Annotated in this window: 26 protein-coding genes and 1 pseudogene; 8 read left to right on the forward strand and 19 right to left on the reverse strand. The window is 60.5% G+C overall.

The annotated features are described in order from the left end of the window. Positions 1-16: 16 nt before the first annotated feature. From O2S87_RS08645 to O2S87_RS08660, 4 genes are all read right to left on the reverse strand, one after another. Entirely contained in the window at positions 17-655 is a 639-nt protein-coding gene (locus O2S87_RS08645) for a hypothetical protein (RefSeq protein WP_475408390.1), read from the reverse strand. 62 nt (positions 656-717) lie between these two features. Then, positions 718-993: a ubiquitin-like small modifier protein 1 gene (locus O2S87_RS08650; RefSeq protein ID WP_475408391.1), complete on the reverse strand. Its 276-nt coding sequence runs from the start codon at positions 991-993 to the stop codon at positions 718-720. A gap of 36 nt (positions 994-1,029) precedes the next feature. Beyond that, positions 1,030-2,295: a DUF8167 domain-containing protein gene (locus O2S87_RS08655; protein ID WP_475408392.1), complete on the reverse strand. Its 1,266-nt coding sequence runs from the start codon at positions 2,293-2,295 to the stop codon at positions 1,030-1,032. Further along, a complete protein-coding gene (locus O2S87_RS08660; protein ID WP_475408393.1) occupies positions 2,292-3,536 on the reverse strand; it encodes a potassium channel family protein in 1,245 nt (414 codons plus the stop codon). The genes O2S87_RS08655 and O2S87_RS08660 overlap by 4 nt, the downstream gene beginning before the upstream one ends. A 112-nt stretch (positions 3,537-3,648) precedes the next feature. Between O2S87_RS08660 and O2S87_RS08665 the strand changes: the two genes are divergently transcribed. Next, positions 3,649-4,812, forward strand: coding sequence for an NAD-binding protein (locus O2S87_RS08665; RefSeq protein ID WP_475408394.1), 1,164 nt, complete (start codon positions 3,649-3,651; stop codon positions 4,810-4,812). A gap of 2 nt (positions 4,813-4,814) precedes the next feature. Here the strand turns inward: O2S87_RS08665 and O2S87_RS08670 are convergent, their stop codons facing one another. The 4 genes from O2S87_RS08670 to O2S87_RS08685 all read right to left on the reverse strand — a co-directional run bounded on the left by O2S87_RS08670 (position 4,815) and on the right by O2S87_RS08685 (position 8,197). Then, on the reverse strand, positions 4,815-5,819 hold the full coding sequence (locus tag O2S87_RS08670) for an AI-2E family transporter (RefSeq protein WP_475408395.1): 1,005 nt from the start codon (positions 5,817-5,819) through the stop codon (positions 4,815-4,817). A gap of 157 nt (positions 5,820-5,976) precedes the next feature. Further along, the gene (locus O2S87_RS08675) at positions 5,977-6,798 is read right to left on the reverse strand and encodes a DUF726 domain-containing protein (RefSeq protein ID WP_475408396.1); all 822 of its coding nucleotides are present in this window, start codon (positions 6,796-6,798) and stop codon (positions 5,977-5,979) included. A 146-nt stretch (positions 6,799-6,944) separates the two neighbouring features. Further along, positions 6,945-7,394, reverse strand: coding sequence for a universal stress protein (locus O2S87_RS08680; protein ID WP_475408397.1), 450 nt, complete (start codon positions 7,392-7,394; stop codon positions 6,945-6,947). Between the two features lie 77 nt (positions 7,395-7,471). Further along, on the reverse strand, positions 7,472-8,197 hold the full coding sequence (locus O2S87_RS08685; RefSeq protein WP_475408398.1) for a nucleoside phosphorylase: 726 nt from the start codon (positions 8,195-8,197) through the stop codon (positions 7,472-7,474). 153 nt (positions 8,198-8,350) lie between these two features. Here O2S87_RS08685 and O2S87_RS08690 point away from each other — a divergent pair, with 153 nt between their 5' ends. Next, positions 8,351-8,767, forward strand: coding sequence for a hypothetical protein (locus tag O2S87_RS08690; RefSeq protein ID WP_475408399.1), 417 nt, complete (start codon positions 8,351-8,353; stop codon positions 8,765-8,767). Here O2S87_RS08690 and O2S87_RS08695 read toward each other — a convergent pair. Both O2S87_RS08695 and O2S87_RS08700 read right to left on the reverse strand, forming a co-directional pair. Then, positions 8,764-9,282, reverse strand: coding sequence for a hypothetical protein (locus O2S87_RS08695; protein WP_475408400.1), 519 nt, complete (start codon positions 9,280-9,282; stop codon positions 8,764-8,766). The two genes, O2S87_RS08690 and O2S87_RS08695, sit on opposite strands and share 4 nt — an antisense overlap. A 78-nt stretch (positions 9,283-9,360) precedes the next feature. Continuing rightward, the gene (locus O2S87_RS08700) at positions 9,361-10,215 is read right to left on the reverse strand and encodes a DUF63 family protein (RefSeq protein WP_475408401.1); all 855 of its coding nucleotides are present in this window, start codon (positions 10,213-10,215) and stop codon (positions 9,361-9,363) included. A gap of 75 nt (positions 10,216-10,290) precedes the next feature. Here O2S87_RS08700 and deoC point away from each other — a divergent pair, with 75 nt between their 5' ends. Both deoC and O2S87_RS08710 read left to right on the forward strand, forming a co-directional pair. Further along, positions 10,291-10,929, forward strand: coding sequence for a deoxyribose-phosphate aldolase (gene deoC, locus O2S87_RS08705; protein WP_475408402.1), 639 nt, complete (start codon positions 10,291-10,293; stop codon positions 10,927-10,929). A gap of 87 nt (positions 10,930-11,016) precedes the next feature. After that, positions 11,017-12,831, forward strand: a pseudogene (locus tag O2S87_RS08710) (formate/nitrite transporter family protein); the annotation flags it as partial. Positions 12,832-12,869: 38 nt separating this feature from the next. On the opposite strand, the gene O2S87_RS08715 reads toward O2S87_RS08710, so the two are convergent. After that, a complete protein-coding gene (locus tag O2S87_RS08715; RefSeq protein ID WP_475408403.1) occupies positions 12,870-13,289 on the reverse strand; it encodes a universal stress protein in 420 nt (139 codons plus the stop codon). A gap of 201 nt (positions 13,290-13,490) precedes the next feature. After that, positions 13,491-13,685, reverse strand: a complete 195-nt coding sequence (locus O2S87_RS08720; protein WP_475408404.1) for a hypothetical protein — start codon at positions 13,683-13,685, stop codon at positions 13,491-13,493. Between the two features lie 398 nt (positions 13,686-14,083). Here O2S87_RS08720 and O2S87_RS08725 point away from each other — a divergent pair, with 398 nt between their 5' ends. Then, a complete protein-coding gene (locus O2S87_RS08725; protein ID WP_475408405.1) occupies positions 14,084-14,440 on the forward strand; it encodes a hypothetical protein in 357 nt (118 codons plus the stop codon). A gap of 46 nt (positions 14,441-14,486) precedes the next feature. Here O2S87_RS08725 and O2S87_RS08730 read toward each other — a convergent pair whose 3' ends face one another. Continuing rightward, positions 14,487-16,181 (reverse strand): TrkH family potassium uptake protein, encoded by a 1,695-nt coding sequence (locus tag O2S87_RS08730; protein WP_475408406.1) that lies wholly within the window; start codon positions 16,179-16,181, stop codon positions 14,487-14,489. A 1-nt stretch (position 16,182) separates the two neighbouring features. Then, entirely contained in the window at positions 16,183-16,863 is a 681-nt protein-coding gene (locus O2S87_RS08735) for a potassium channel family protein (RefSeq protein WP_475408407.1), read from the reverse strand. Between the two features lie 191 nt (positions 16,864-17,054). Here O2S87_RS08735 and O2S87_RS08740 point away from each other — a divergent pair, with 191 nt between their 5' ends. Next, on the forward strand, positions 17,055-17,480 hold the full coding sequence (locus O2S87_RS08740; protein WP_475408408.1) for a universal stress protein: 426 nt from the start codon (positions 17,055-17,057) through the stop codon (positions 17,478-17,480). Positions 17,481-17,508: 28 nt separating this feature from the next. On the opposite strand, the gene O2S87_RS08745 is transcribed toward O2S87_RS08740, so the two are convergent. Beyond that, positions 17,509-19,815: an amino acid permease gene (locus O2S87_RS08745; RefSeq protein ID WP_475408409.1), complete on the reverse strand. Its 2,307-nt coding sequence runs from the start codon at positions 19,813-19,815 to the stop codon at positions 17,509-17,511. Between the two features lie 230 nt (positions 19,816-20,045). Between O2S87_RS08745 and O2S87_RS08750 the strand changes: the two genes are divergently transcribed. Further along, positions 20,046-20,543: a ferritin-like domain-containing protein gene (locus tag O2S87_RS08750; protein WP_475408410.1), complete on the forward strand. Its 498-nt coding sequence runs from the start codon at positions 20,046-20,048 to the stop codon at positions 20,541-20,543. Beyond that, positions 20,540-20,980, forward strand: a complete 441-nt coding sequence (locus tag O2S87_RS08755) for a metal-dependent transcriptional regulator (RefSeq protein WP_475408411.1) — start codon at positions 20,540-20,542, stop codon at positions 20,978-20,980. Before O2S87_RS08750 ends, O2S87_RS08755 begins: the two co-directional genes overlap by 4 nt. A gap of 13 nt (positions 20,981-20,993) precedes the next feature. On the opposite strand, the gene O2S87_RS08760 is transcribed toward O2S87_RS08755, so the two are convergent. The 4 genes from O2S87_RS08760 to O2S87_RS08775 form a co-directional block, all read right to left on the reverse strand. Next, entirely contained in the window at positions 20,994-21,452 is a 459-nt protein-coding gene (locus O2S87_RS08760) for an MFS transporter (protein ID WP_475408412.1), read from the reverse strand. Positions 21,453-21,476: 24 nt separating this feature from the next. After that, the gene (locus O2S87_RS08765) at positions 21,477-22,757 is read right to left on the reverse strand and encodes an RNA-guided endonuclease InsQ/TnpB family protein (RefSeq protein WP_475408413.1); all 1,281 of its coding nucleotides are present in this window, start codon (positions 22,755-22,757) and stop codon (positions 21,477-21,479) included. Positions 22,758-22,904: 147 nt separating this feature from the next. Further along, the gene (locus tag O2S87_RS08770) at positions 22,905-23,408 is read right to left on the reverse strand and encodes an MFS transporter (RefSeq protein ID WP_475408414.1); all 504 of its coding nucleotides are present in this window, start codon (positions 23,406-23,408) and stop codon (positions 22,905-22,907) included. Continuing rightward, on the reverse strand, positions 23,344-23,565 hold the full coding sequence (locus tag O2S87_RS08775) for an MFS transporter (RefSeq protein ID WP_475408415.1): 222 nt from the start codon (positions 23,563-23,565) through the stop codon (positions 23,344-23,346). Before O2S87_RS08775 ends, O2S87_RS08770 begins: the two co-directional genes overlap by 65 nt. Positions 23,566-24,071 lie beyond the last annotated feature (506 nt).

Genomic DNA, 24,071 nt, shown 5'->3' on the forward strand with positions numbered 1-24,071 from the left:
CGGTGGGCCAGAGCGCTCAGGACCGACAGTGTCGGCGGCAGAGTTCGGCTTTCGACCGGAACCGACCGCCACAGTCGACACACTCGACCGAGCCATCACCAGCCTCAGTCATGACGCGGTGGCCGCCGATCTCAAAGGGTCGAGTGACGATCCGCGGGCGAATCAGGTCGGGAATCTGCTCGTCGTGATTGTCGCTGAGATCCGCCCGGAGTTTGATCGTGTGGACGTCGGTGTCGTGCCAGCGGTCGGAGTCGATAGCCGCCTGCCAGTCGTCGACTTCGGTCCAGCCGGTAACGACGACCGGCGAGTGGGTTTCGGTGTCGCTGACGACGACGATATACCGAATCCCGTCTTTGGTGAGCGCGAACCGCCAGCCGTCGGTGGTGTTCCAGCGGATCTGGCCCTCGGAAATCGCCTCGCTGACGATGGGGACCGAAACGTAGCGACCCTGCTGGTGCAGTCGCTCGCGGAAGTGGTCTGTTTGCGCGTACAATGAGGGGTTTCGAAGCGGCGGATCTTCGGGTGTGCGCCTGCGAGCGGGCGTTTCGGCACTCGGCCGTGTGAGGCCGGTCGATTCGGCATACGCAGTCGGTTCAGGGAGTGAACCCAGTCCCGATGTCTCGTTGACACCCGGACCGCTCTGTCGGGATGCCACTATCTACTCCTTGGATAACAAAGGATATAAGTTTTTCAGCCAGCGAAGTCGGTTCCACCCCCTCAGCCGCCACTCACCGGCGGAAACAGTGCGAGTTCGTCGCCCGCAGTGACGGGCGTCGACAGTCCCTCGCTGCCGACGTTCTCACCGTTCCGTAATAGATTCAAATGCGGTTCAAGCTCGCTCGAATCAGTCAACACACGGGCTTCGAGTTCGGGATGGGCCGCTAGTAGTGCGTCCAGCGCGTCGCCGACGGTTGGCTCGTCGACCGACACCTCAACCGTCGTCTCGCCCGTTCCGGCGACCTCCGCGAGATCCGCGAAGAGCTTCCAGTGCATACTGACTCTCACACCGCCGTCACCATGAGAATTGTCCTATTCGGAATCGTCGAGGTCGACCCGTTCGACTGATCCGGTCGACGCGTCGGCGCTCGCCGGGGCGGCCACGCCGTCTTCGCCCTCGGAGCCGCCGTCTCTGGGGGTCGCTCGGGCTTCGAGTCCGCGAAGCACGTCCGGTCGACCGAGCACGTAGAGCGTTTCGCCGGCCACAAACGACCGGTCTCGGTCCGGTAGGGCGTCGATCTTGCCTGCCGACTTAATCGCCAACACGGCCGTCGAGACACTGTCTGCGGTTTCGCCGACCAGTTCACTTCCCTCACCGATCGTCACCGTGCCCATCGTTTCGTCGACGCTTCGCAACAGCGTGGCGAACTCACGGTCGGCCTGTGGCTCGGCCGGAAGCACCAACAGGCGGTACTGCTCGGTAGGTGACAGGAGGCCCACGTCGGCCTCATCGACCGCGAGCGTAACCGTATCGCCAGCCACGCCGCGAAGCTCGGCGTTCGTGACTCGCTCGGGCGTCTCACCGGTCGACCAGACCTGCACCTGATCGCCCGACGAAGTGTTGTTCGGTGGGTCCGCACGGATCGCGACCGCGACCGTACCGGGGGCAATTGTCGCACCGACACCGGCCGCACGCGAGCCGACCGCGAGATACTCGACCGTCCCCTCGGCAGTGAGATCGATGTCGACGTAACCGACGCTGTAATCCTCTTTGAGCCGGGTGATGAGCCGTGTGCGTAGCTCGTCGAGCCGGAGTCTGCGTGGAAACAGCAGCGTTTTGCCCGCGAGTTCGGCCTTCGTCTCGGCGTCGACCGGATCGTAGCTGTCCATGTCTTCGATCTCCGACGGCAACGTCACCGAGGTGGCACGGCCGACCGACCGGACGATCGCCGAGACCTCGGCGTCGACCTCGCCGAGACCCAACAGCGAGAACACCTGCGTGGCGAACGTCTCGCCGATTCGCTGGCCGATGGGCGCTGCCACCGTCGCCACACCGAGCGCGACCACGTTGAAAAAGACGACGCTGGGTCGAAAGAGGTCGACCGACCCCTCGCCGACGACCACACCGAGCGAGGCCGTATTGATATACAGGGCGACGGTCGAAACGCCTGCGAGAACCGCAATCCCCTCGGGGATAGTCGACTTGAAGTACCAGCGGTAGCTGATCGTGAGTCCACTGGCGGCGAGCGCCGACAACGAGGCGAACACGATCAGATTGGCGATCGCTGTCATCGGATTGTCGAACGTTACACCCGACTGAATGACCGAAATCGCGTCGACAGATCGAGGGAGGCTCATACGGCCACCTCCTCGAAGGTCGACAACGCTGCCCGGCTGCCGACGACGTAGAGTTTGTCGCCCGCCGAGAGAATCTGGCTGCCGCGCGGGGCGACCTGCCACTGTTCGTGTTTGGCCGCAACGATCAGGACGTTGTACGCGTCACGGACGCCGACGTCCCCGATCGTCTGGCCATCGAGCGGACCGGCGGCGTTGACCGTCAGTTTGCGGAACCTGACACCAGAGCGTCGGAGCAACGAGACGAGTTCGAACTCGCGCCGCGTCCCCCGTGAGAGTACGACGATCTGGGCCTCGGTAGCGCTCAACAGGCTTCTGGCGGCCGTCCGGTCGACGACCACCGTCACCCGACCCTCGCCGCCGGTCGTCGTTGAAGCGGTCGGCGCCTTCTGTGGGACTGGGTCGGCCTCCCCGCCGTCGGTTGCGAGGTCGGCGTCGACCGGCGGATCGGGTTTCGCTGGCTCGCTGTCGGAGTTGCTGCCCGACCGGGCGGCGATTAGCGTTCCCGTAACGGTCTCTGTCGGTGTCACCAGTCGAACCGACTCGCCACGAGTGAGGCCGGTTGGAACCAGCGCCGAAAGCGAGACGGCGCGCTTGCCGTCTGGAACGCGCTTGGAGGTGCTTCCGATCGGTGGGGCGGCCGCCACGCTGGCGCGGGCCCGTTCGTCCATCGAGACGGTCACGTCCGCGAGATCGAGTTCGGACTGGAGCCGGTCGGCGAACCGGGTTTCGAGTTCGGCGATCGGAATATCGGCCGGAAACGTCCAGACGCCGTCGTGAATCTCGGCTCTGAGATCGGCTGGCAGTGGCGGGTAGCCCTCGATGTCGCTGACCTGGCCGGTGACCGACACACGGACCTGATTCCGCCCGCCGACGAGTTCGATCACGTCGGTATTGAGCGTCCGGTTTCTGAGCGATTTCAGCGAGATGCGGTTGGGGACCGAACCGCCGAGTTTGTCACCCTGCGAGTGGGCGTACAGCGAGAGCATCAGCACGACGATAATGGCGGTCAACAGCGCTGCCGCGTTCTCGGAGGCGCGGATGTTCTCGTCGTTGAGCGCCATCAGCCCGCCGTTGACGCCCGCGATCGCCAACGCGAGCGCAACCACACCGAAGCCGGGAATCGAGACATCGGTGAAGTATTTGAATATAAATCCAAGAACCCCCGAGATGAGCGCCGGGATGATACCCGTCAGCACGCCCAGATAGATGCCCAGGAGGATTTCGAACGGAAGTGCAGCCATTGGTCGGCTATTCCGGTCAGTGTGCTTAAAATGTCCGTCTCACAGAGTCGCCCACCACCCCGGCAAGCCGACTTCCGCGCATATAAATACGCCGCTCGGGAATCTGCGTGCGATGAAGTGGACCCACGACTGGGTGAGCATCCGGGCGTCGATCCTGCTGACGTTCGCGGTTGCGATCCTCTCGATTATCGTCGGGCTCGTCCACATCTCGACCGGCGGCGTCGACAGCGCGCTCGTGATGTACGTCCCCGAAGCGGTTCGCCGAGCGGTCGGCTTCACTGGAACACTCACGGGCTTTACCATGCTCGGCAGTGCGTACGCGCTCAAACAGCGGTTTCGGGTCGGCTGGTACGCGACGGCGATTCTGCTGCCGATTACGGCCATTCAGGGCCTCCTCCAAGTCTCGCCGTTTTCGCTCCCGCTGGTCGCCGTTTCGGTTGTCTCGGTGCCTGCACTACTCTACAACCGACAGCGGTTCGACCGAACGTTCTCGCCGTCGCCCACACAGCTCGCAGCCGGGATTGCACTCGTTACGGCGCTGTCGTACGGTACCTTCGGCTCGTATGCGCTTCGCGACGAGTTCGACGGCATCGCAACGCTCACTGACGCCTTTTATTACACGATCGTTACCGCCAGCACCGTCGGCTACGGCGATGTCACCGCCGCGCCAAGCTCGGAGCTCGGTAAGCTGTTTTCCATCTCGGTGCTCTTGATCAACGTCGCCGCCTTCGCAGTCGCCCTCGGTGTGTTGCTCACACCGGCCATCGAGGCACAGCTCTCCAAAGCACTCGGAAAAATGACAGAAAGCCAGTTCAACCTCCTCAACGAGCACGTCGTGATCCTCGGCTACGGGGATCTGACCGAACCGATCATCGAAAACTTCGGCAATGGCACCCCGTTCGCGGTGATCACCACCGACGAGGCCGCCGCCCGTCGACTCGCCGACCGCGACATCCCGGTGTTGACCGCCGATCCGAGCGACGAAGCACCGCTTGAGCGCGCGTGCATTGTCGACGCGAAAGCCGCCATTGTCGCCACCGAAAATGACGCCCGCGATGCGCTGGCAATCTTGACTGCCCGCCAACTCAACCCCGGCCTCACGATTCTCGCGGCGGCCATGCAGCGCGAGAACGTCGCCAAACTCCGCCGGGCCGGTGCCGACCGCGTGATCAGCCCGGCCGAGATCGGCGGTCGACTGCTGGCCAACTCGGCGACCGGCAAGGGCGACGCCGAAGAAGCCTCGAAACAGCTGCTCGGCGAAGAGATTGGCGACTGAGTTTACAAGCGGTCGTACTGCTCGTCGAACACTTCGATCGCCGCCTTGAGCGCGCCGACGATGATCGGCCCGATAAACAGCCCCATTACGCCGAACGCCGAGAGGCCACCGATCACACCGATCACGATGATCGCAGGGCTCACCTCGGCGTACCGGTCGACGATTAGCGGCCGGAGGTACTCGTCGGCGATGCCGACGACGACCGTCCCGTACACGAGGAGGAACCCGCCGCCGAACATGTCGCCCATCGCCAGCAGATAGATCGCCGCCGGTCCCCAGACGAGAAACGTCCCGATGAACGGAAACAGGCCGAGAAAGATCATCACGCCCGTCCAAAACAGCACGTTCGAGATGCCGACCGCGAACATGCCGATTCCCGCGATGCCGCCCTGAATGATCGCGATGAGAACGTGGCCCAACAGCACGGCCCGTGTAATGTCGTCGACCCGGCTGTAGAGTTTGTCCTGGACGACCGTCGGCAGCGGGGTGACCTCGTAGAGCCAGTCGACCAGGTCGGTGCCATCGCGCAAGAGGTAGTAGAGGATGAACACTGCCAGCCCGAGGCCGATGGCGATCGATGCCAGCGACGAGACCAGGTCGGGCGCCGACCCCAGGACCGCTTCGGCGGTTCCCTCGATTCGCGCCGAGAGTTCGGCTGTCAGATCGATCTGCCGGCCGAACTGCTCGGCAATGGTCGCTTCGAGCGGTTGGAACAGGGTTGTCGGATCGTCGTCCGCCAGATCACGAGCGATCTGCGTTGCGTCCCCCGCGATCGCCGCAATGAGGACGACAAAAGGGATCAACAGGGCGATTGTCGCCCCGGTGACGATGAACGTCGCTGCCACTGAAGGGCCGAGTTTCGGCGCGAGCCGGAACTGTAGCGGGGCCAAGACGTAGGCCAACAGCAGCGCGGCGAGAACGAACTGGAGATACGGCTCGACGAGCTGGAACGAGAGAAACGCAAGCACAGCGATAACCACCAAGAGAGTGCCGCGTTGGGCGTTCATAACCCACATGTTGGCCGGTCGACGGATAAAGCCACGAACCGTCACGAGTGGCGATACAATCCACGAACGCAGTAGTTCGGTCGCGCTCGATTCACCGTCGACGGCGCGATCAGTGAACCGGTCGTCAACGCGATCAGTGAACCGGTCGTCAACGTGATCAGGGAAGCCGGTCGACGACTCGCCGAAGACAGCCCTCGTCGGGTTCGAAGTACGAGTAGTGGTCCGCGACGAGGTCGGTGACGTCGACGTCCGCGTAGCTCTCGGCCACCGCACTCGGATCGCGGCTCCCGTTCTCGCCGACGGCATTGGTGCGATCCGACAGCCGGTAGAGCCAGCCCAACACCCGGTCGTTGGCGCTGTGGAAGTTGTGGACGGGTGTCTCGAGCTCCGCGATGGCCTCGCCGTATCGCCCTTCGCGCTCGACGCTGTCGTGGGGAACCGCCCCGCCAAGCAACGTGACCGACGCGAGCGCGTCGGGTCGGTCGGCCTCAACGAGTGCGCGCAGTGTTTCGCCCACGAGTCGCGCGCCGAGCGAATAGCCAAAGACGTGGACCGGTCGGCCGTCCTCGTCGGCCCAGTTGGCCAGCCAGTCGGCCAGCACGGTGGCGTTGGCGTCGGCCATCGTTTTCGCCTCATCCCAGTCGACGTCCGAGTCCCAACTGTAGGCGATCACGGGGAGCTCGCGGTGGGGTTCAAGACCCCGCTCGGCCGTGTAAGCCTGATCTCGGGCGGCTTGGTCCTCGGTATCGAAGCCGTGGACGAAGATGACGATCTCATCGGCCTCGTCGAACCCCAGCGACCCCTCAACCGCCGGGGTCGGCGGTTCGCTCGCGTCGGTTTCGTTCGCGCCTGGACCGACGCGTCCGCGCGTGGTGAGCGTCGAAAACGACTCGGGGGCGGTGTAGTCGCCATAGTCGCCGTCCAACTCGGCGGCAACGTACCACGCACCGCCGCCAACGAGGGCGACTGCACTCCCCATCCCGATCAGGAGTCGACGCCTCGTCAGTCCGTACCGGTCGGCCAGTGAATCGGTTTCTTCGATAGCTATGAATGTTGGTTTATAAATAAAACAGCTACGACTCCCGCTGGTGTTGGTGATCGTGGGTCGGGAGAACGGCGATCTCCTCAGTCGGTGTGACGAACGATGTGCACATCGTACTGCGGGTCTTTCGACAGCGGGCTGCCGACGCTGGTGACCGGGCTCGAAATCCGGCCAGCGTTCTCGGTCCCTATAAAAACAACCGAGACGTTGAGTTCGGCCGCGACGTGCCGAACCGTTCGTGTCACGTCATCGATAGCGGTCGCGGTCATGACATCTGAGTCCTCGGGAACTTCACACCGAAACGTTGCGTTCGGGGCGATCTCGTTGACCTCGCGTTCGAACTGGTCACGAAGTTCTGCAGGGTCGAATGACTCTGCTGAATCGATCCAGCCGCGTTCGACTGCAAACGGTTTGTCGTCCGGGATCACCGTCAGCGCGACAACATCCTCGTCCCAGCTGTCTGCGAACGTTTCGGCCCGCTTGAGTGCGGTTGTAGCCAGCGGAGAGCCATCGAACGGCGCGAGTACGGTCATACGACCGGCTTCGAGCGGACGTTATTTATGTTCTCTGTCTGTCCCAAACGTCGAACTGCCACAGAAACCGGTCGACCTTACAACTCGGTGGCCGCCGACAGGGTGATCGCGATCGCTCGCTCGACGTTGTTCTTTGCCTTTTCGGGCAGTTCCTCGTCGCCGTCGGCTCCCTTCTGGGTGCCTTCGACGAGGTTGCCGTCGACCGTACAGATCGCCCCCGCGCGCATGCCCTTGCGCCGGGCCAGCGAGAAGACGGCCGCGGCCTCCATCTCGATGGCCAGCAGATTGGCTGCCTCCCAGTCGTCGACGTACTCGTCGCTTTCGGCGTAAAACGCGTCGTCGGAGACGATCGGGCCGATATGAACGTCTTCGTCATTTGCTTCAGCAGCGTCGACGAGCGCCTGCAGGACCTCGTAGTCCGGCACTGCGGGATAGACAGCCGATTCGTATCGCTTTGTCGTGCCTTCCTCTTTGGCCGCGCCGGTGGCGACGACCATGTCACCGATCTCCATGCCTGCCTGGAGAGCCCCGGTCGTTCCACACCGAATGACGGTGTCGACGCCCGCGGCGTGGAGTTCCTCGATGGCGATCGCCGCAGAGGGACAACCGATACCGGTCGAACAGATGGTCAGCTCTCGGCCCTCGTAGCTGGCGTTAACCAGTTTGTACTCTCGATTTTCGGCCACAAATTCGACGTTTGTACATTGGTCGGCGATTCGGTCGACGCGTCCAGGGTCGCCCGGAATAATCGCGAGATCGTGTACGTCGCCCGTCTCGATCAGTAGGTGCGGCTGTTTTGCCATACACGAACGGTCCCACAGTGGCGACAAAAAACCGCCCGGTGTCGCCCGTTCCCACTATTCGCGCTGCCGACGGTCAATCACGGTGTTTTCGTGTGTCGAACTCATACACACGACAATGAACGATTCGTTCGTCCTATCTGGTGGTGTACACCGGTGAACCCAACCCGTGTCGACTTTCTGGTCGACGTCACGTACGGACTCCTGATATTCATCGCAGTAATACTCATGGTCATGGTCGGAACCAGCGTCGGGGTCGCCTTCGGAGTCGGTGTGCTGCTGTCGTATCTGATCCACGTCGTCTGGAAAATGGCCCGGTTCGACGCCGAATGGATGACGCGTGAAGTCACCAATACGGTCGAACAAACCGTCGAGTCGACCGTCGAAGAAACGGTCGAACAGACGGTTGAGCAAACGGTCGACAAAACAGTGAGCAAGGAAGTTTCCGAAGTCATCGCACGGCTCGAAGACATCAACGACCGAGTCGATCGCCGACCGCGGGCCGACGAGGTCGAACACCAACTCGAAGAGGTCTCCGAGAAAATCGACAACAAGCTTCCAGAAGAGAACTAGCCCGCCAGCGAGACGAACACAAGCGGAACGGTCACCGCGAGCGCGAGGCCGAACACGAGCGCCGACCGGAGCCACTGGCCGCGGATCGCGGTCGCCTGCTCCTCGTAGTTCCGCCCGCTGGCCCACCGAAGCACGCCGTGGGCGAAAAAGGCGTATATAAATACGACCACGATGCCCACTGCGAGCAGATGCGCGACCAGATTCAGCCCCGCGATCGAAACCGCCGGCGGCGTTCCCAGCGTGAAACCAACCACCAACAACCCGTAAAGCAACCCGGCAAGGGCTCCTGCGATGTGGTGGACGACTAGTAGCTCTACGAACGAGACAGCCTCGACGGGCTGTCGGGAGACGACCGCTGCGGCGATCGCCGCTGGCGTAAAACCGTCGGGCTGTCGACTCATCGGCCAGTCCATGACGATCGCAGCCACCACCCCGGCCAGCGCACCAACGGCGAGCAGAACCGGCCATGATGGTGGGTCGGCGGCCACGACAACGATCGCCAACGAGTCAGTCATACAGCTACACTGGGTAACCAATCGGTATATAACCCCCGTCAGCCGCTGGGCGTCGACGACTTCCTGTCGAGTTGAGAGCTAGGCACCGCCAATCACGGTGAACAACAGCAGATTGTGGATACCCGGCCCGAGGCCGACTGCCGCGATGACGCCCAACAGGAGGTAGCCCTCGGCCGGTTCGTCGTCGATGTAGTCGGCGAACAGGACGACGATGCCACCGATCAACACCAGTTTCACGAGGACGAACAGCCAGCCGGTGCCCAGCGTCTCGGCGGTCGGCAGCCAGTCGGCGACACCGATGATCGCTCTCGACAGCGGCGAACGCTCGCCGAAACCGAGCACGTCGATGCCGACCGCCGTCGAGACAGCGTCCAACACATGGCCGAACAGCGCCAGCAGGCCGACCCAGCCAGTCGTCGACACCGCTGCTGGCCGGAGTCGACCGAGGGTGAGCCAGGCACTGCCAGTCAGTGCGACCGAAGCAATGAAAGCGATCGTGGGCCACCCAACAGCAAGCGTTCCGAGCTCTGTGCCGACTGCGAGTCCACGGCCGATAATCGGCACCAGCACCAACAGACCGGTCGACGCCAAAATCGCCGGAACACGATCAACAGTGGCCTCGTTGTTGCGGTCGCGACTGGCTGACCCCCACGAATCGGCGGCCAGCCAGACGCCACCGGTGACCGCCGCGACAGTGAGATAGACGGCGGCGGTCCCGCCGAGTGGTGCGAGAGCTGGCGGGAGCCCGTCGACTATGTAAAGAACGTGAAGCCCGGAGCCGACGGCCATCCACGGCGCACAGCCGAGAATAAGTGGGGCGCTGACAGGTGGCCGTCGACGCCACAACCCGGCACTGACGGCGACCACGGCGACGAGTAAGCCGACCAGATACGGAAGCGGTGGCAGCGAAAAGCCCTCGGGAAGCAAGACCATACGCTGTGACTGTCGACTCTATTTAAAAAGGATACCGAAGGCCACGTTTTCATCCGTTGGGCTTGTGTGTCGAGTATGGACCGCGAGAAACTCGCTGCTCGGATTGACCATACGGTTCTCGGCGCAACGACGACGCCGGCCGACGTCGACCGTGTCGTCACCGAGGCCGTCGACCACGGAATGAACGTCTGTATTCCACCCTGTTATGCCGAGGCTACCGTGGAGAAGGCACCGCCTACTCTCACTGTAGCGACGGTGATCGGCTTCCCGCACGGCCAAGACGCCACCCTCATAAAGCGCGAGGCAGCGTCAGCAGCGTGGAAGGCGGGAGTCGACGAACTCGATGTCGTGCTAAATATCGGGCGGCTCAAAGCCGGCGACTACGAGGCTGTCGCCGATGAACTCGAAGCGATCGTCGCCTCCGTGCCGACTGCGGTCAAGGTGATTATCGAGACGGCACTTCTGTCTGAAGCGGACAAACACCATGCCTGCCAAGCGGCCGTCGACGCCGATTGCGACATGGTCAAAACGTCGACCGGGTTTGCCGATGGCGGCGCGACCGTCGCGGATGTCGAACTAATGAGCGAGTATCTCCCCGTCAAAGCAAGCGGCGGAATCGGCGACTACGAGACCGCACTGGCGATGATCGAGGCTGGAGCCGACCGGATCGGCGCATCGAGTGGCGTCGACATTCTCGCGGGTGTACCCGAATAATCCACTTGAGTTGTGCTCACTCGAGTTCCGTCGGATGCTCACTGGAAAAGCCAACACATTAGGTAGCCGACCGATTTGGCCTCAACAATGAGCGAGCAGAGTAGCCGGGAGCAAGAAGACTCGGTCCGGGACGCCGTCGAGCGGTCCAGAAGTGGCGCGCCCGCGGTCGGCGAGGTCCTCCGCGACCGGTTTTCCGCGGACGAAGTGCTCCAACGCGTCATCGCCGCCGCCGACGAGGAAGTAACCTCCGGCAGCCGCGAACTGTTTTTCAGCGCGGTCGCCGCTGGCTTTGCGATCACGATTACGTTTCTGCTCTACGTCACGATGTCCGAGGCCAGCGGCAACTCGGTCGTTGGCACGCTGCTGTATCCGCTCGGGTTTATCTATATCATCATCGGCGGCTACCAACTGTACACCGAAAACACGCTGCCGCCGGTCGCGCTGACACTCGAACGGCTAGTGAGTCTCCCAGGGTTGTTCCGCCACTGGGGCATCGTGCTAGCAGGCAACTTTGCTGGCGGTGCGATTGGCGCAGCCACGCTCACCTACGGCGATGTCTTCGACGCAAGCTCTCACACCAAGGCAATCGAACTTGCAAGCAAGGGGGCCTTCGAGACTGGTTGGTCGACGCTGTTTTTCAAAGCCGTCTTCGCTGGCCTGATCGTCGCTGGCGTGGTCTGGGTCACCTTCTCGGCGACCGATACGATCTCGCGGCTCGTCGTTGTCTACCTCGCGTTTCTCGCGGTGCCAAACGGCGACCTGTTTCACGTTGTCGTCTCGTTTACCGAGGTCATCTACCTCTTCTTGAACGGCGAGATCGCTCTGCTTGCCGGAATGACCGGGTTCGTACTGCCCGTCTTGCTTGGCAACACGATCGGTGGAGTGGTGCTCGTTACTGTTGTCAACTACTTCCAGACGAGCGAAGAGCGGCTCGAATCCGCTCGCTTCGAAGGGCTGGATCGTCGACTCTCGATTCCCGAACTCGCTTTGGGCCGGTTTGCGGGTCGCTCGTACGTCCCGATTCTCAACGCGGCCGAGGCCGCGCTCGTCGGCGAGGATCGCTACCGCGTGATGGTGCCGATCACGAACCCCCGGACCGATACACCGCTGGTCGAACTCGCCTGCCGGGTCGCCAGCCGAGAGGAGACCGCGACCGTCCACGTCGTCCACATCGTCCAGGCACCCGAACACATGTCGCTGGCGACCGGCGGCAACTACGAACGCATCGAGGCCGAATCCGACCGGCGTATGCAGGACATCTACGCGCTCGGCGAGGAGTGTGGCGTCGACATCTCGGTCACCTCCGTCGCCACCCACCGCTCGTTCGAGGAGATCTTCAACATGGCCCGGCGGACCCGACCGAACCTCGTCGTCATGGAGTGGGGCGAAGACCAGCTGTGGAACGCCGCGCGCGCCGAGCGGCCGATTGACGAACTCACCAACCAACTGCCGTGTGATTTCGCCATCATCAACGACCACGGTCTCGACACCTCACGCATCCTGATCCCGACTGCGGGCGGACCGGACTCCGAAGTGAGCGCGGATGTCGCCCGCGCCCTGCAGGCGACGACTGGCGCGGAGATCACGTTGCTCCATGTCGTCGACAGCCCCGACGAACGCGAGGCTGGCATGGACTTTCTCGAAAGCTGGGCCGACGAACAGGGGCTCGCCGATGTCTCGATGATCGTCGACGATTCAGGCGACATCGAGGCGGCGATCGAACGCGAGGCTGAGGATGCCACGCTCGTTGCCATCGGGGCGACAGAGCGGGGGATAATCTCCCGGCTGGTCAACGACTCGCTGCATCTCGATATCCTCCACGACGTCGACTGTTCGGTGTTGCTCGCCGAACGCCCCTCGCGCAAACCGATATTAGAACGCCTGTTCGGCGGCGGTCAACGCGACTGATAGTTCCGCACTGCCGCGCGTAACCGACTCGACTACTGTGGCAAGGCGATAACCGGCCGGTCGTTTTTCGTCACGAGTTTGAGCGAGAGATCACCCGTCAGAAAGTGCGCGAGTCGACCGCCGCCGCGTGATCGGTAGGCGATCGCACTCGCGCCGACGTCCTCGGCCGCCTCGAAGATCGCGTCGACCACCTGTCGGTCGTAAGCCGTGCGTGTGTCGGCCTCGGAAAACGTCTCAGTAAATGCTGAAAACGTGTCTTCTGCAAGCTCTTCGGCCTGTTCGACCGGCAGTTTGTCCGGAACGCCCTCTCCTTTCTCGATCACGTGGAGCGCGGTGACCGTCGACGGCCCGTACACCGCGAGCGCTTCGGCGGTCGCCCGGGCATCGGTTTCGTTGGCGATCGGGACGAGGACGTGCGAGAGGATGTCATTGCTGGTGGTTGACTGGTCCATACACCCTTTCGGTCGACAGGTTTCAAAAGCGTTATGTGGTCACTACCTACAGCTACCAGACCATTGTACCGTAAACCCGGAAACGCGGTGTCAAACACGTTACCTAGCACTACTTCTGGGGTTTAATCGCGTTCACACCGTCTCAAATACAAATTACGGTAATGTTACAGTAAGCGTACGCAGTCATGCGGTTTACTCACTTTATTGCTCGTCCAAGCGGTGGTGCAGAAGTCGTGCGAGCTCAGCGTTGGTCAACTTCTCTTGTCCAATTGCGAGATCCGCTGCGTAATCGATTTCACGTGCCATTGAATCCACTTCGTGTTCGATCATCACTGTGGATAGCTTCGTTGCTGTCTCGGTACTGATCGTCACTGTTGTGTAGCCATCTGGTGGCATATTCGACAGACAGCGTGTGGTTACTGTAAGTTTACTGTAATTACACCAAGGAACGGTTGTTAGTAGAATAAACCCCAGAAGTAGTGCTAGGTTTCTGTAAAACGCCCCGATACAATGCGGCGGCTCGCTGGACTTCGAGGTGCTCAACGAGGTCGACTGCTCTGTGCTCTTGGCCGACCGACCAGAGACACGGTTGCTAGTCGACCGGCTGTTCGGTGGGTAATCACTGTCTCAAAACCAGTACACAATTTGAACCGGGTAGTTCGTTGTTAGAACATCTTTGTCAATCGTTATTTCCTACCAGACAGCGACTCACACCGAACTAACAGTTCTTTCACATTTTAGTAATCTATTGGAGTAGGAAAGAAATCAAATACTCTCCACACCATTGGTAACATATGACTCACTCTGAGACAGAACCGACTCCGCCAGAAGGATTGTCCGAGGCACTTGTTTCGGAGTTGGATCAACTCTCTGCACAAGATCTCCGGACGGCGATCATTTACGCCCAAGAACGACTCCAGTTTCAGGAGGAACCGGGACCACTCGTCGAGCCAGCCCCCGGAGAAGAGATCCTTCACGTCACCGAACATGATGGGTTCACCGAGGTTGTAAAAAAGACGCTCGCTGATGACGACTCTGATGATAGTCTACATGGCCCGTATCTCTATCACGTCCGTGAGCGGTCGACGCCAGACAGTGGCTCAAAAGTGTACTGGACGCTTATTGGGGAGGTCCTCCCCGATGAACAGTAAACGGTGTTTGTGAGTCATATACCGATCACGATGAGTGGCTTCGACCTTACGGGTTGAGTCCGTACAGTGCGGACCGAACAAATACGAGGACCGGAATGATCTCCAGTCGACCGACCCACATATTGAGCACCAGCGTTCCCTCGGCAAACGGGTTCATCGTGGGGCCGGTAATCCCCGTCGAGAGGCCGACGTTGCCCTGGGCGCTGGCGACTTCGAACAGCGCGTCGGCGTAGCTGACGTCGGGACCGGAACTATTGATCAGGACGAGACTCCCGACCACCAGCAGGATCACCCACAACAGCGTAACCATCGCGGCCTCGCTGAACTCTCGATCCAGCGATTCGTGGTCCAATACCCGGTTGCCGATCCGGGCGGTGATCACGGCGTTCGGGGGGAGAAACACACGCGAAAAATGCGAGACGACCCCCCTGCCGATGGTGTAGCCACGAATGATCTTGATGCCGCCGACGGTCGACCCCGCTGCCCCGCCCATCACCATCGCTCCGACCACCATCACTTTCGCTCCAGCGACCCAGCGGCCGATCGGCGCGGACTGAAAGCCCGTACAGGTCAACGCGCTGATCCACTGGAACGTCGAATCGCGGATCGCATCCGTCTGCTGTGGGCCGAGCAGTTGGGCTGGCTCGGGGTGGAACGCGGTAGTCGAAAACGCGTCCGAGACCACCGGGACCGTCAGCGCGTTCTGCACCGAGAGCACTATCACGCCCCCAACGAGTAGGACGAACAGCCATCGTGTCTGGAGGTCCTCGATCAGTTCACGGAGATTTCGGTCGTGGAGCACGACGTAGTGGACCGGGAACGCGATGGCCCCGAGGATCATGATAGGCAGCAAGACGAACTCGACCAGCGGGGAGTTGTAGGTCGTAATCGAGTTGTCGGTGACCGAGAACCCACCGGTCGTCAGCCCTGTCATCGCGTGGTTGAGCGCCTGCCAGGCGGCTTCGGTGGTCGACAGCGACTCGGCATATCTGCTTTGGCTGCCGAGGATCGCGCCGAACAAGAGGACGAACGACAACGCGGTGTAGCCGACCACGAGCTTCCAGACGGTCCGGACCGTCGAGACGACGCTCGGGTGTATCTTCTCTTCGCGGGCCTCGCTCTGGTAGAGTGCATAGCTCCCGCTGCCGGGCCGCGAGAGGATCGAGACGGTGAGAACGATGACGCCGACGCCGCCGACGTACTGGATGAACGAGCGCCACCACTGGATCGACCGTGGCAAAGAGGGCTCGTGGATCGCCATCGTCAGCCCGCTGCCAGTCCAGCCGCTCATGGACTCGAAAAAGGCGTGGAGCGGACTGCGGAAGTAGGCCAGACTCGAAAGCGTCGTCGTCCCACCAACCCGAATCGGCTCCCACGTGCTCGTGTCCATGCCAGCGGGGACGAACGTATCCATCACCGCTGGCGGGGTGATCCACGCTGCCAGAAAGAACGGCAGCGCGCTGAAGGCCGCCACCAGAAACCAGCCACCGGCGGCAATGACCATGCCGTGTTTCATTCGTGGGGCCGGAGCATCCGCAAAGCGTCGGTTTGCCGCCCCGCCGACGCCCGCAGTCACGCCACCGACGATGACGAAGGCGAGTGCGGCATACCACTCCTGAAAGATGACGGCAATGAGTCCAGTGATCGTCATCAGTGCCGCCTCAATCAACAGCAGCGAGCCGATGTCCCGAAGAATGGTTTGGAGGTCCCTCGGCAGCAGGCCACTGGTCCGTCTCGGCATACTACTCGTCCTCGGCATGGCCGAACATGTCTGTAACGTCGGGTGTCACGCCGTCTGCCGAGTACACCGTGACGACGTCACCCTCCTCGATGACGGTGCTCCCGCGTGGGGTGATCGGTCGCTCAGCACTGTCGCGTTCGATGGCGACGATGAGCATCTCGTCTCCGATAAGTCCCTGTTCGTTGGCCTCCTGGAGTGTTTTGCCGATGATAGCACCGTCCGATTTAACAAGAATTTCGAACACTTCGGCCCGCTCGCCGATGTGGATAAAGTCGACGACCGAGGGGCGCTTGACTGCTCGATAGAGATATTCGGCGATGAGACTCTGGGGGTTTTCCATCGTGTTGACGCCGATCCGCTCGAACAGATTCATGTGTTCGGGATTGTGGACGACCGAGACGATGTGCGGCACTGCCAGTTCTTTGGCCAGCAGACAGACCATGATGTTGGTCGCGTCCTGATCAGTCGTCGAGATGAGTGCGTCGGCTCGGTCGACGCAAGCGTCTTCGAGGACCTCTTTCGAGGTTGCATTATTATTGATTACGAGACAGTCGTACTGTTTCGATGCCCGCTCGGCGCGGTCGGCGTCGCGTTCGATGACGACGACCTCGTTGGAGCCTGCGGTCGCCGTTGCGATGAGTGAGGTTCCGATATCGCCCGCGCCGACGATGACGATATACATTTGTCTCGGGTTTTCAATCGGCTGATTTAAACTGTATCGTTATTGGTGAACCCCAAAGCGGCCGATTCCTCGGTCCTGCTGGCCGAACGCCCACAGCAACGATCGCTCGTCGACCGATTGTTCGGTCGGTACCACGCCAGAGCAGTCGAGCGACGACTCCTTTTATATCAATTCCACAGGAAAGTACCGATATGGTACAGTTCAAACACGTTCTCATCCCGGTTGCGTCGGCTGAAGATGCGCGCGCGACGTGTGCTGCACTCGAACCGCATCTCGATTCGGTCATGCAGGTGACCGCGATACACGTCATCGAAAAGGCGGGCGGCGCACCCGACAAAGCCCCGCTGGAGAAACGCCAACAGGACGGCCTTGAGATCCTCTCGGAGGTCGGCTCGACGCTTGAGAGCAGAGTCACCGTCGAGACTGAGATCGTCTACGGGACCGACGTGGTCGACGCGATCTTTGAGGCGGCCGTCGACGCTGATGCCGAAGCGGTCGCGTTCCGTGCGCGTGGCGGTAGTCGGATCGTGCAACTACTCGCGGGCGATATGACCAGAAAACTCGTCACCGATCCCGTCGTCCCTGTCGTCTCGCTGCCGTTGGAAGCCGATCAGTAGCCCGGCCCAACGGGACTATCCAGGAGCCTTACTGCTCGGCGGCTGTCGGATTGCCGCCGAGTCGTTCGACGAGTGCCTGTCGGAACGTTCGTGGCGTGCGGTTCTCCGACCGTGCCATCAGGACCGTCCCCTCGCTTTCGTTGACGATCTGCTGTGGGATCGATCCGTACAGTGCCTGTGCAACGGTACTGGTTCCTGTCGCGCCGACACAAACCGTCTGGTACCCTTTCACCGTCTCGATCAGCGCCTTGCGAACATCGTCGCTCACAATGACCTGTTGCTCGTATTCGTCCTCGCCGAGTCCGATCTCTGTGGCCATCGAGTCGATGAGTTTGCGCCCGTCTGCCTCCGGCTCGCGGTCTTCGTCCCCTTCGACCGTCGGTTGCACGTTCAGCAGCGACAGCGATGTCTCGGGAAACGCACGGCTGAGTTCGCTCGCTCTGGTTGCCGAGGCCACCGCGTGTGGTCCGCTCCCGGCAAGCGTCACGATATCGCCTGGCTGTTCGCTCGGATCTTTCACGAGGGTGACCTCACACGAAGCCCGTTCCAACACGGGGTCGATGGTCGACCCGAAGAGGATGTCCCGTCGGTTACGCTCGCCAGCCCAGCCGAGCACGACGTGATTCGCAGCCTCTTCGTTTATCACCGACAGGAGGATATCACTCGCGTCCCGGCCGACGATAGCGCGGGTTCGAACAGAGATATCGAGATCAGTGGCGATGTCACGCGCGTTCCCGAGCAGTTGTTGCTGGGCGTCGACCCGCTGTTCTTCGTATTCGATCTGTGAGGGCGACATCTGTGGCGGGACCTCGATCACGTTGACTGCGACCAGTTCGGTTGGGCCCTCGCGGTTCGCCGCACTCGCGGCCGCGTATTTGATGAGTGGACGCTGGGTGTCAGGGTTCGAGACGGGGACGACAACCCGGTAGGTTTCGTCGCTCTCGGTGGCCGTGGCAGTCGACTCTGACGGGGCGACGGCCTCGCCGATCAGTGTCGTCGACAGCGCCTTGTCCTTCGAGTAGAAGACGTACCAGCCGATCCCGACGAGAACGATTCCCAGCCCGATCAGTTGGACCACCCGCGCCATCTGGAACATGATCGCCACACAGGTGATAAATCCGAGAATCGGGACAATCGGGTACAGTGTGGTCGGAATCACGAAATCCGGCTCGTAGTCGGCCGGGTCCGCCCGCCGGAGCACGATCACCGCGATGTGAACGAGTCCGTAGGTGATGAGGAACATGAAGCTCGCCACGTCGGCAAGCGTCGCAATCGGGAGCGGACCAGCGATGAGCAGGAGGATGATGGCTCCCGTCGCGAGAATGGCTCGGTACGGCGTCTGATAGCGGTTGTGAATCTCGTTGAGCCAGTTGGTGAGGATCTTGTCCCGACCCATCGCGAAGTTGACCCGGGCTGCAGAGAGGATCGAGGCGTTGGCCGACGAAACGGTCGCCAGGATCGCTCCGGCGATCATCATTAGCGAGCCAATATCCGCGAACCTGATAGTGATGTCAGCAAGGGTGATCGATCCAAAGATCGCTTCGGCGGCGACCGACGCGACATCTGCAACCGGAACCTCAGAACTCGACAGCTCCGAAACCGGGAGGATTCCGGTGCTTATCAACATCACGAACACATAGAGAATTGTTGGCGTCACGACCGCCGCGATCATCGATAGCGGGAGGTTCCGGCCCGGGTTTTTGATCTCCTCGGCACTGGTTGCGATCACCTCGAACCCAATAAAGGTCACAAACACCGTTCCGGCGGTCGCGCCGACCGCTCCCCAGCCAGCGGGGGCAAACGGCGTCAAGAGGCTGGTATCGAGTCGGAGCAGGCCGATGGCGATGAACGCGAAAATGATTCCAATAAGGAGGATGACGATAACATTCTGTAGCGAGCCGGTTTCTTTGACGCCGCGGTAGTTAACCGCGACAAGGACAGCGGCCATCGCCAACCCCGCAAGGATGACCGAGAGCGCATCCGAGGGTTGGTTTGTCAGATACTGGCCGAAACCGAGCATATAGAACGCGCTGGCGAACATCAGCCCGGCCCACATCCCCCAGCCGACGATCGTCCCGAAGAAACTGCCGAGGGCGTGGTTAACGTAGTAGTAGCTGCCGCCCGCTTTCGGCATCCCGGTCGCCAACTCCGACAGCGAAAGCGCCGCAAGCAGTGCCACGATCCCACCGATGGCAAACGAGATCATACTGGCTGGCCCGGTCGTTTCGGCGACGATACCCGGAAGCACAAAAATCCCGGCCCCGATCATCGTTCCTAAGCCGAGCGTGTACGCCTCAATAAAGCCAAGATCGCGGGCGAGTTCTTGATCAGCCATACATTAACGCCTCCGCCTGAGAATCAAGCGTAGCTGAGTAGTTGTGACAAAGCCACGTTTTGAATGAAAAATACATATCATAATTTGTCTGTTGTGGTGATCACAAATAACGATGTCGACCGGTGAGATTCAAATCGACCTATGGTTGCGCACACAGAGAGGGAAAACCGTAAGTTACCGACGCGCTGATAGGGAGATATGAATTCAGGAGTATCGGACGGAGGACATCCGTGAGTCTCGGCCAGCAGGTCGAGTCGGACCGACAGCTCGCGCGGCTGCTCCAGATCGGGATCGTCCTCGAAGAGGTTGTCGAGGCGCGGGCCTCCCGGCACTACCAGTCGCTCGCAGAGGAGGAACGCACGCTAGACGACGAGATCGAAGACCTCCTTTCGCACGCCGCCGAGGAGTCCGCCGACCACCGCAAGCGACTCGAAACGCTCATCGAGGGGCTGACCGTCGACAGTGTCCCGTTCGATGAGATCGAAACGCTCGTCGAGGCGCGCTACGGCCAGACCAAACCAGACGATTTCGACGGCGTGCTGTACGACCAACTCTGCAACGAGGAGACCGCCTACAAGTTCTACGACGACCTGATCGAGGCGATAAAAGCGAGTGACGTCGAGTTTTCGGTCGACCGCGAACGGCTGCTCGATGTGCTTCGCGGACTCAGAGAAGAAGAACGAGATGGCGTCGAGGAAGTTACCACAATTATGGAGCAACGCGAATGAACACGGCGAACCAGTATCTCAAAGCGATCTATCTCATCCAGCAGCAGGACAACAACCCCGCCGCCACCGGCCGCGTGGCTGACATGCTGGACGTCAGCCCGGCCAGCGCCAACGAAATGATCGGCAAACTCGAAAGCCGTGGGCTGGCCGAACACGAGAAATACAAGGGTGTCAGCTTGACCGACGAAGGAATCGTCCGCGCACGCGATGCGCTCCAGACCTACTGCATCATCGAGCGCTTTCTCGTGAACGTACTGGACGTCGAGGAGTTCCGCGAGGAGGCCAGGGAGCTAGAGAGCGTCATCGACGGCACGGTCGCCGAACGGCTGGATACGATTATCGACCGCAAGCCCGAGTGTCCTGACTGTTTCGACCCCGAACTCGATGCCTGCGGCTGTCTTGACGTGGAGTTCGAGGCCGAACATACCGCCGATTGACTCCCTATCGCTGTTACTGTCGACCGACTACGGCTATCACGCTGAGGCCGCCGACCGGGATTATCGCGGCCGCAGCGAAGACGCCCCGAACACCGAACAGTGGTACCAATGGCCCGAACAGGACCGGCGAGAGGAACTGACCCGTATATCCTGCCGAGGCGAGGTAGGAGCTGAACTGGCCCTGACGGTCGACGGGCGCGAGCGCCTCGATCCAGGCAAACGCCGAGGGAAACACCAGCCCTAACCCGAGACCGAAGGCGATGACAGACGCTATCGCGGTCAGTGCCGTCGACGCGAGCGCCGCTCCAACGAAAGCGATGACCCAGAGCGCGAGCGCCGCCCCAACAAGAACGGTCCTCCTCGTCCGACTGACGAGTCGGTCGTAGCCTGCCGCCGAGATCCCACCGGCCAGCCCGTTGGCAGCGAGATAGAGGCTGATCGAAAACGAGGAAGAAATCCATACGGTTTCCAACAGCGAGGGGTGAACTACCCCACCCTACTCAGCAACGCTTTGCGTTGCTTCCTTGAGGGCGGGGCTTCCTGCTTCTGTGACGCGACTTGCATCGACAACGATGGACGAATACTCGCCACCGTCAGTTGATACAGCGGTCGCAGTCTCCACAGGCGTTGCTTCGGAGTGAACCACTCCTAGTTTCTTGAGTCCCTTGTTGAGGACGTTGAGTGCCGCATTCCAATCTCTATCCGTTTCAAACCCACACGTCGGGCATGAGTGTTCTCGAATCCACAACGGCTTGTACACGCTCGTTCCACAAGATGCACAGTCCAACGTCGTGTTTTCTGGTTTGACCGTGACTACGTAGCACCCGTTCTTCTTGCCGTGATGCTGGAAAATAGTAATGAAATCACGCCACCCAGACTCAGCCTTGTTCCGAGCGTTCTGCGGGCCTTCGAGCATTCCTTTGACGTTCAAGTCTTCAAGGAACACTGCTGAACACTCAGTCGTGTAGTAGTGTGCGAGTTTGTTCTTGAAGTCCCACTTCTTCTCGTTCATCCGAGTATGGACTTTCGCTACTCGCAGGCGTTGTTTGTCCCAATTGTTCGACTCGTATTCTTTGCGAGACAACGCTCGTTGCTCGCGTTCGAGGCGTTCCCGGTCGCTGGACAGGTCAAGTCGGTTAACGACAACGCCGTTTGAGTCATGGATGTAGTTGAGAACACCAAGGTCAATACCCACACAGTCGTCCACAGACAGTAATTCAATTGCTGGTTTCTTGGGTTCTTTCACATCGATGCAGAACGACGCATACCACGCACTAGTGGGTTCTTTCTTCACAGTCACCTCTTTGATTTCGGCGTCTTGGAGGATGTCTCGGTGGAGGCGGATTGGAATCCAGCCGATTTTCGAGAGATACAGCAATCCACGCCCATTTGGGCCACTCTTTTGGTCGAGTTTGAAGCCTGATTGGTTGTAGGTGAAACTGCGGAACTCTCGTGGTTTCTTCCAGTTCAACGAGCCAACGTTGTACCCTTTCGCTTTGAGCTTCCCGAGGTTGGTGATATTTCGAGCGATTCGCTCGATATGAGTTTGCAAGACCTTCGAGTACACGTCTTTCAGGTCTGTCCACCACGTTTTGAGTTCGGGAAGTTCGTCTCGGATTTTGGTGACTCGTTGTTTCACGGTTCCAGCGGATTCTAGGATTTGGTTGAATCGGTAGAGTCCGTGGTTGTAGACTTGTCGCACGGTGTTTCGTGTCCAGTCCATCGTTTCGCGTTGCTCCTCGGTGGGCAACAAGCGGAATCGTGGACTGTATTCCATGCGACTTGTCAAACTATTCGAAATTGGTTGTATTAATGGTAGTGATTAGGGCGTTTGCGTCCCGTGTGGGTGCTGTATCCCCTCCCTACTCGCTCACTCCACTCCGTTCGCTCCTTGAGGAAGGGGGCTTAGCACCCTACTTTTCAGCTAAAAGACGACGATGCTGTACAACAGGGCATTTGCCCCGAAGTACAGCAGATACACCGACAGCAGGGCAGGCTGTCGACGAATAACGCTGACGACGCCAGCGATCCCCGCTTGCGATTCCGTTTGTCGACTCCGTGTTCCTGTCTCGGGAATCGTCATGATCGCCAGCAAGCCAAGGGGGAGTGCGATCAGATAGACGCCGAACGGTGCCTGCCACGAGAGGATGCTGAGCGCGCTGTCGACCAGCGGCCAGATCACTGCACCGACGCTGTTCGCGCTGCTCCGCAATCCTAGTGCACGGTTTATCCGCTGGCCCTCGTAGAGTTCGTAGATCAGAACCGTGATCCTAGTGTAAACGAGCGCGACGCCCACGCCGAGGACGGCCCGCGAGGCCAACAACGGGAGAAACGAATCGATCCCCAGCCCCGCCGCCGATTGTTTACAGCAGGAGGCCAGCAATAAACGGTCGGCGCGGGCCGATCCGGTCGACGAGCGCGCCCGCAAACGGACTCACGAGGACGATGAGCACGCCGTGGGTCGTGATGATGATGAGTCCCGCTTGGGACTCCGAGACGCCGAGGCTCGACTTGATCGCCGGTACGATCGGTCCGAGAATCGCCCGGCCATCACCGTCAGCGTCGCGGACGCCAAAATCACCCATAGCGTCGCGCGTGTCCTCGCAGCCGCCATAACCACTTTTCATCAGGACGAAGCAACATGGTTGTGGTTTCACGGTCGACAGACACTTTCGATATACCAGCATACAGTTTAAAAGACGGCCAAAACTGGCCTATTGCCGTCTCAATCGGACTGTATCTGGTTCGTTTCGTGAATCATAGTGGTTCCCCTGCCAATTGTGGATTCAGGACCAATCCAACGCAGCAGAGTGTAATTGTGGAACACGAAGCTACTGAGACAGTGCTTCTCGGGCGGTAGTAAACACAATGGGTCGTCGACAGCCGACCAGGTACTGTGACAAATTCGAGTAGTACCGATTTATCGTCTGTGTGGAGGGAATTCAGCGTCGACCAGTATGTCGTTTGCTCCGTTTATCGCAAGACAGCTCCCGTATTGAATCACTTACATAACAAATTCTCCTGTCTGAGTCGCTGAACTGCCGAATTTCTAGATACAGACATTGCAGAAGCACCCAAACCAGACTATCCA

Source organism: Halohasta sp. A2, from assembly GCF_056175805.1.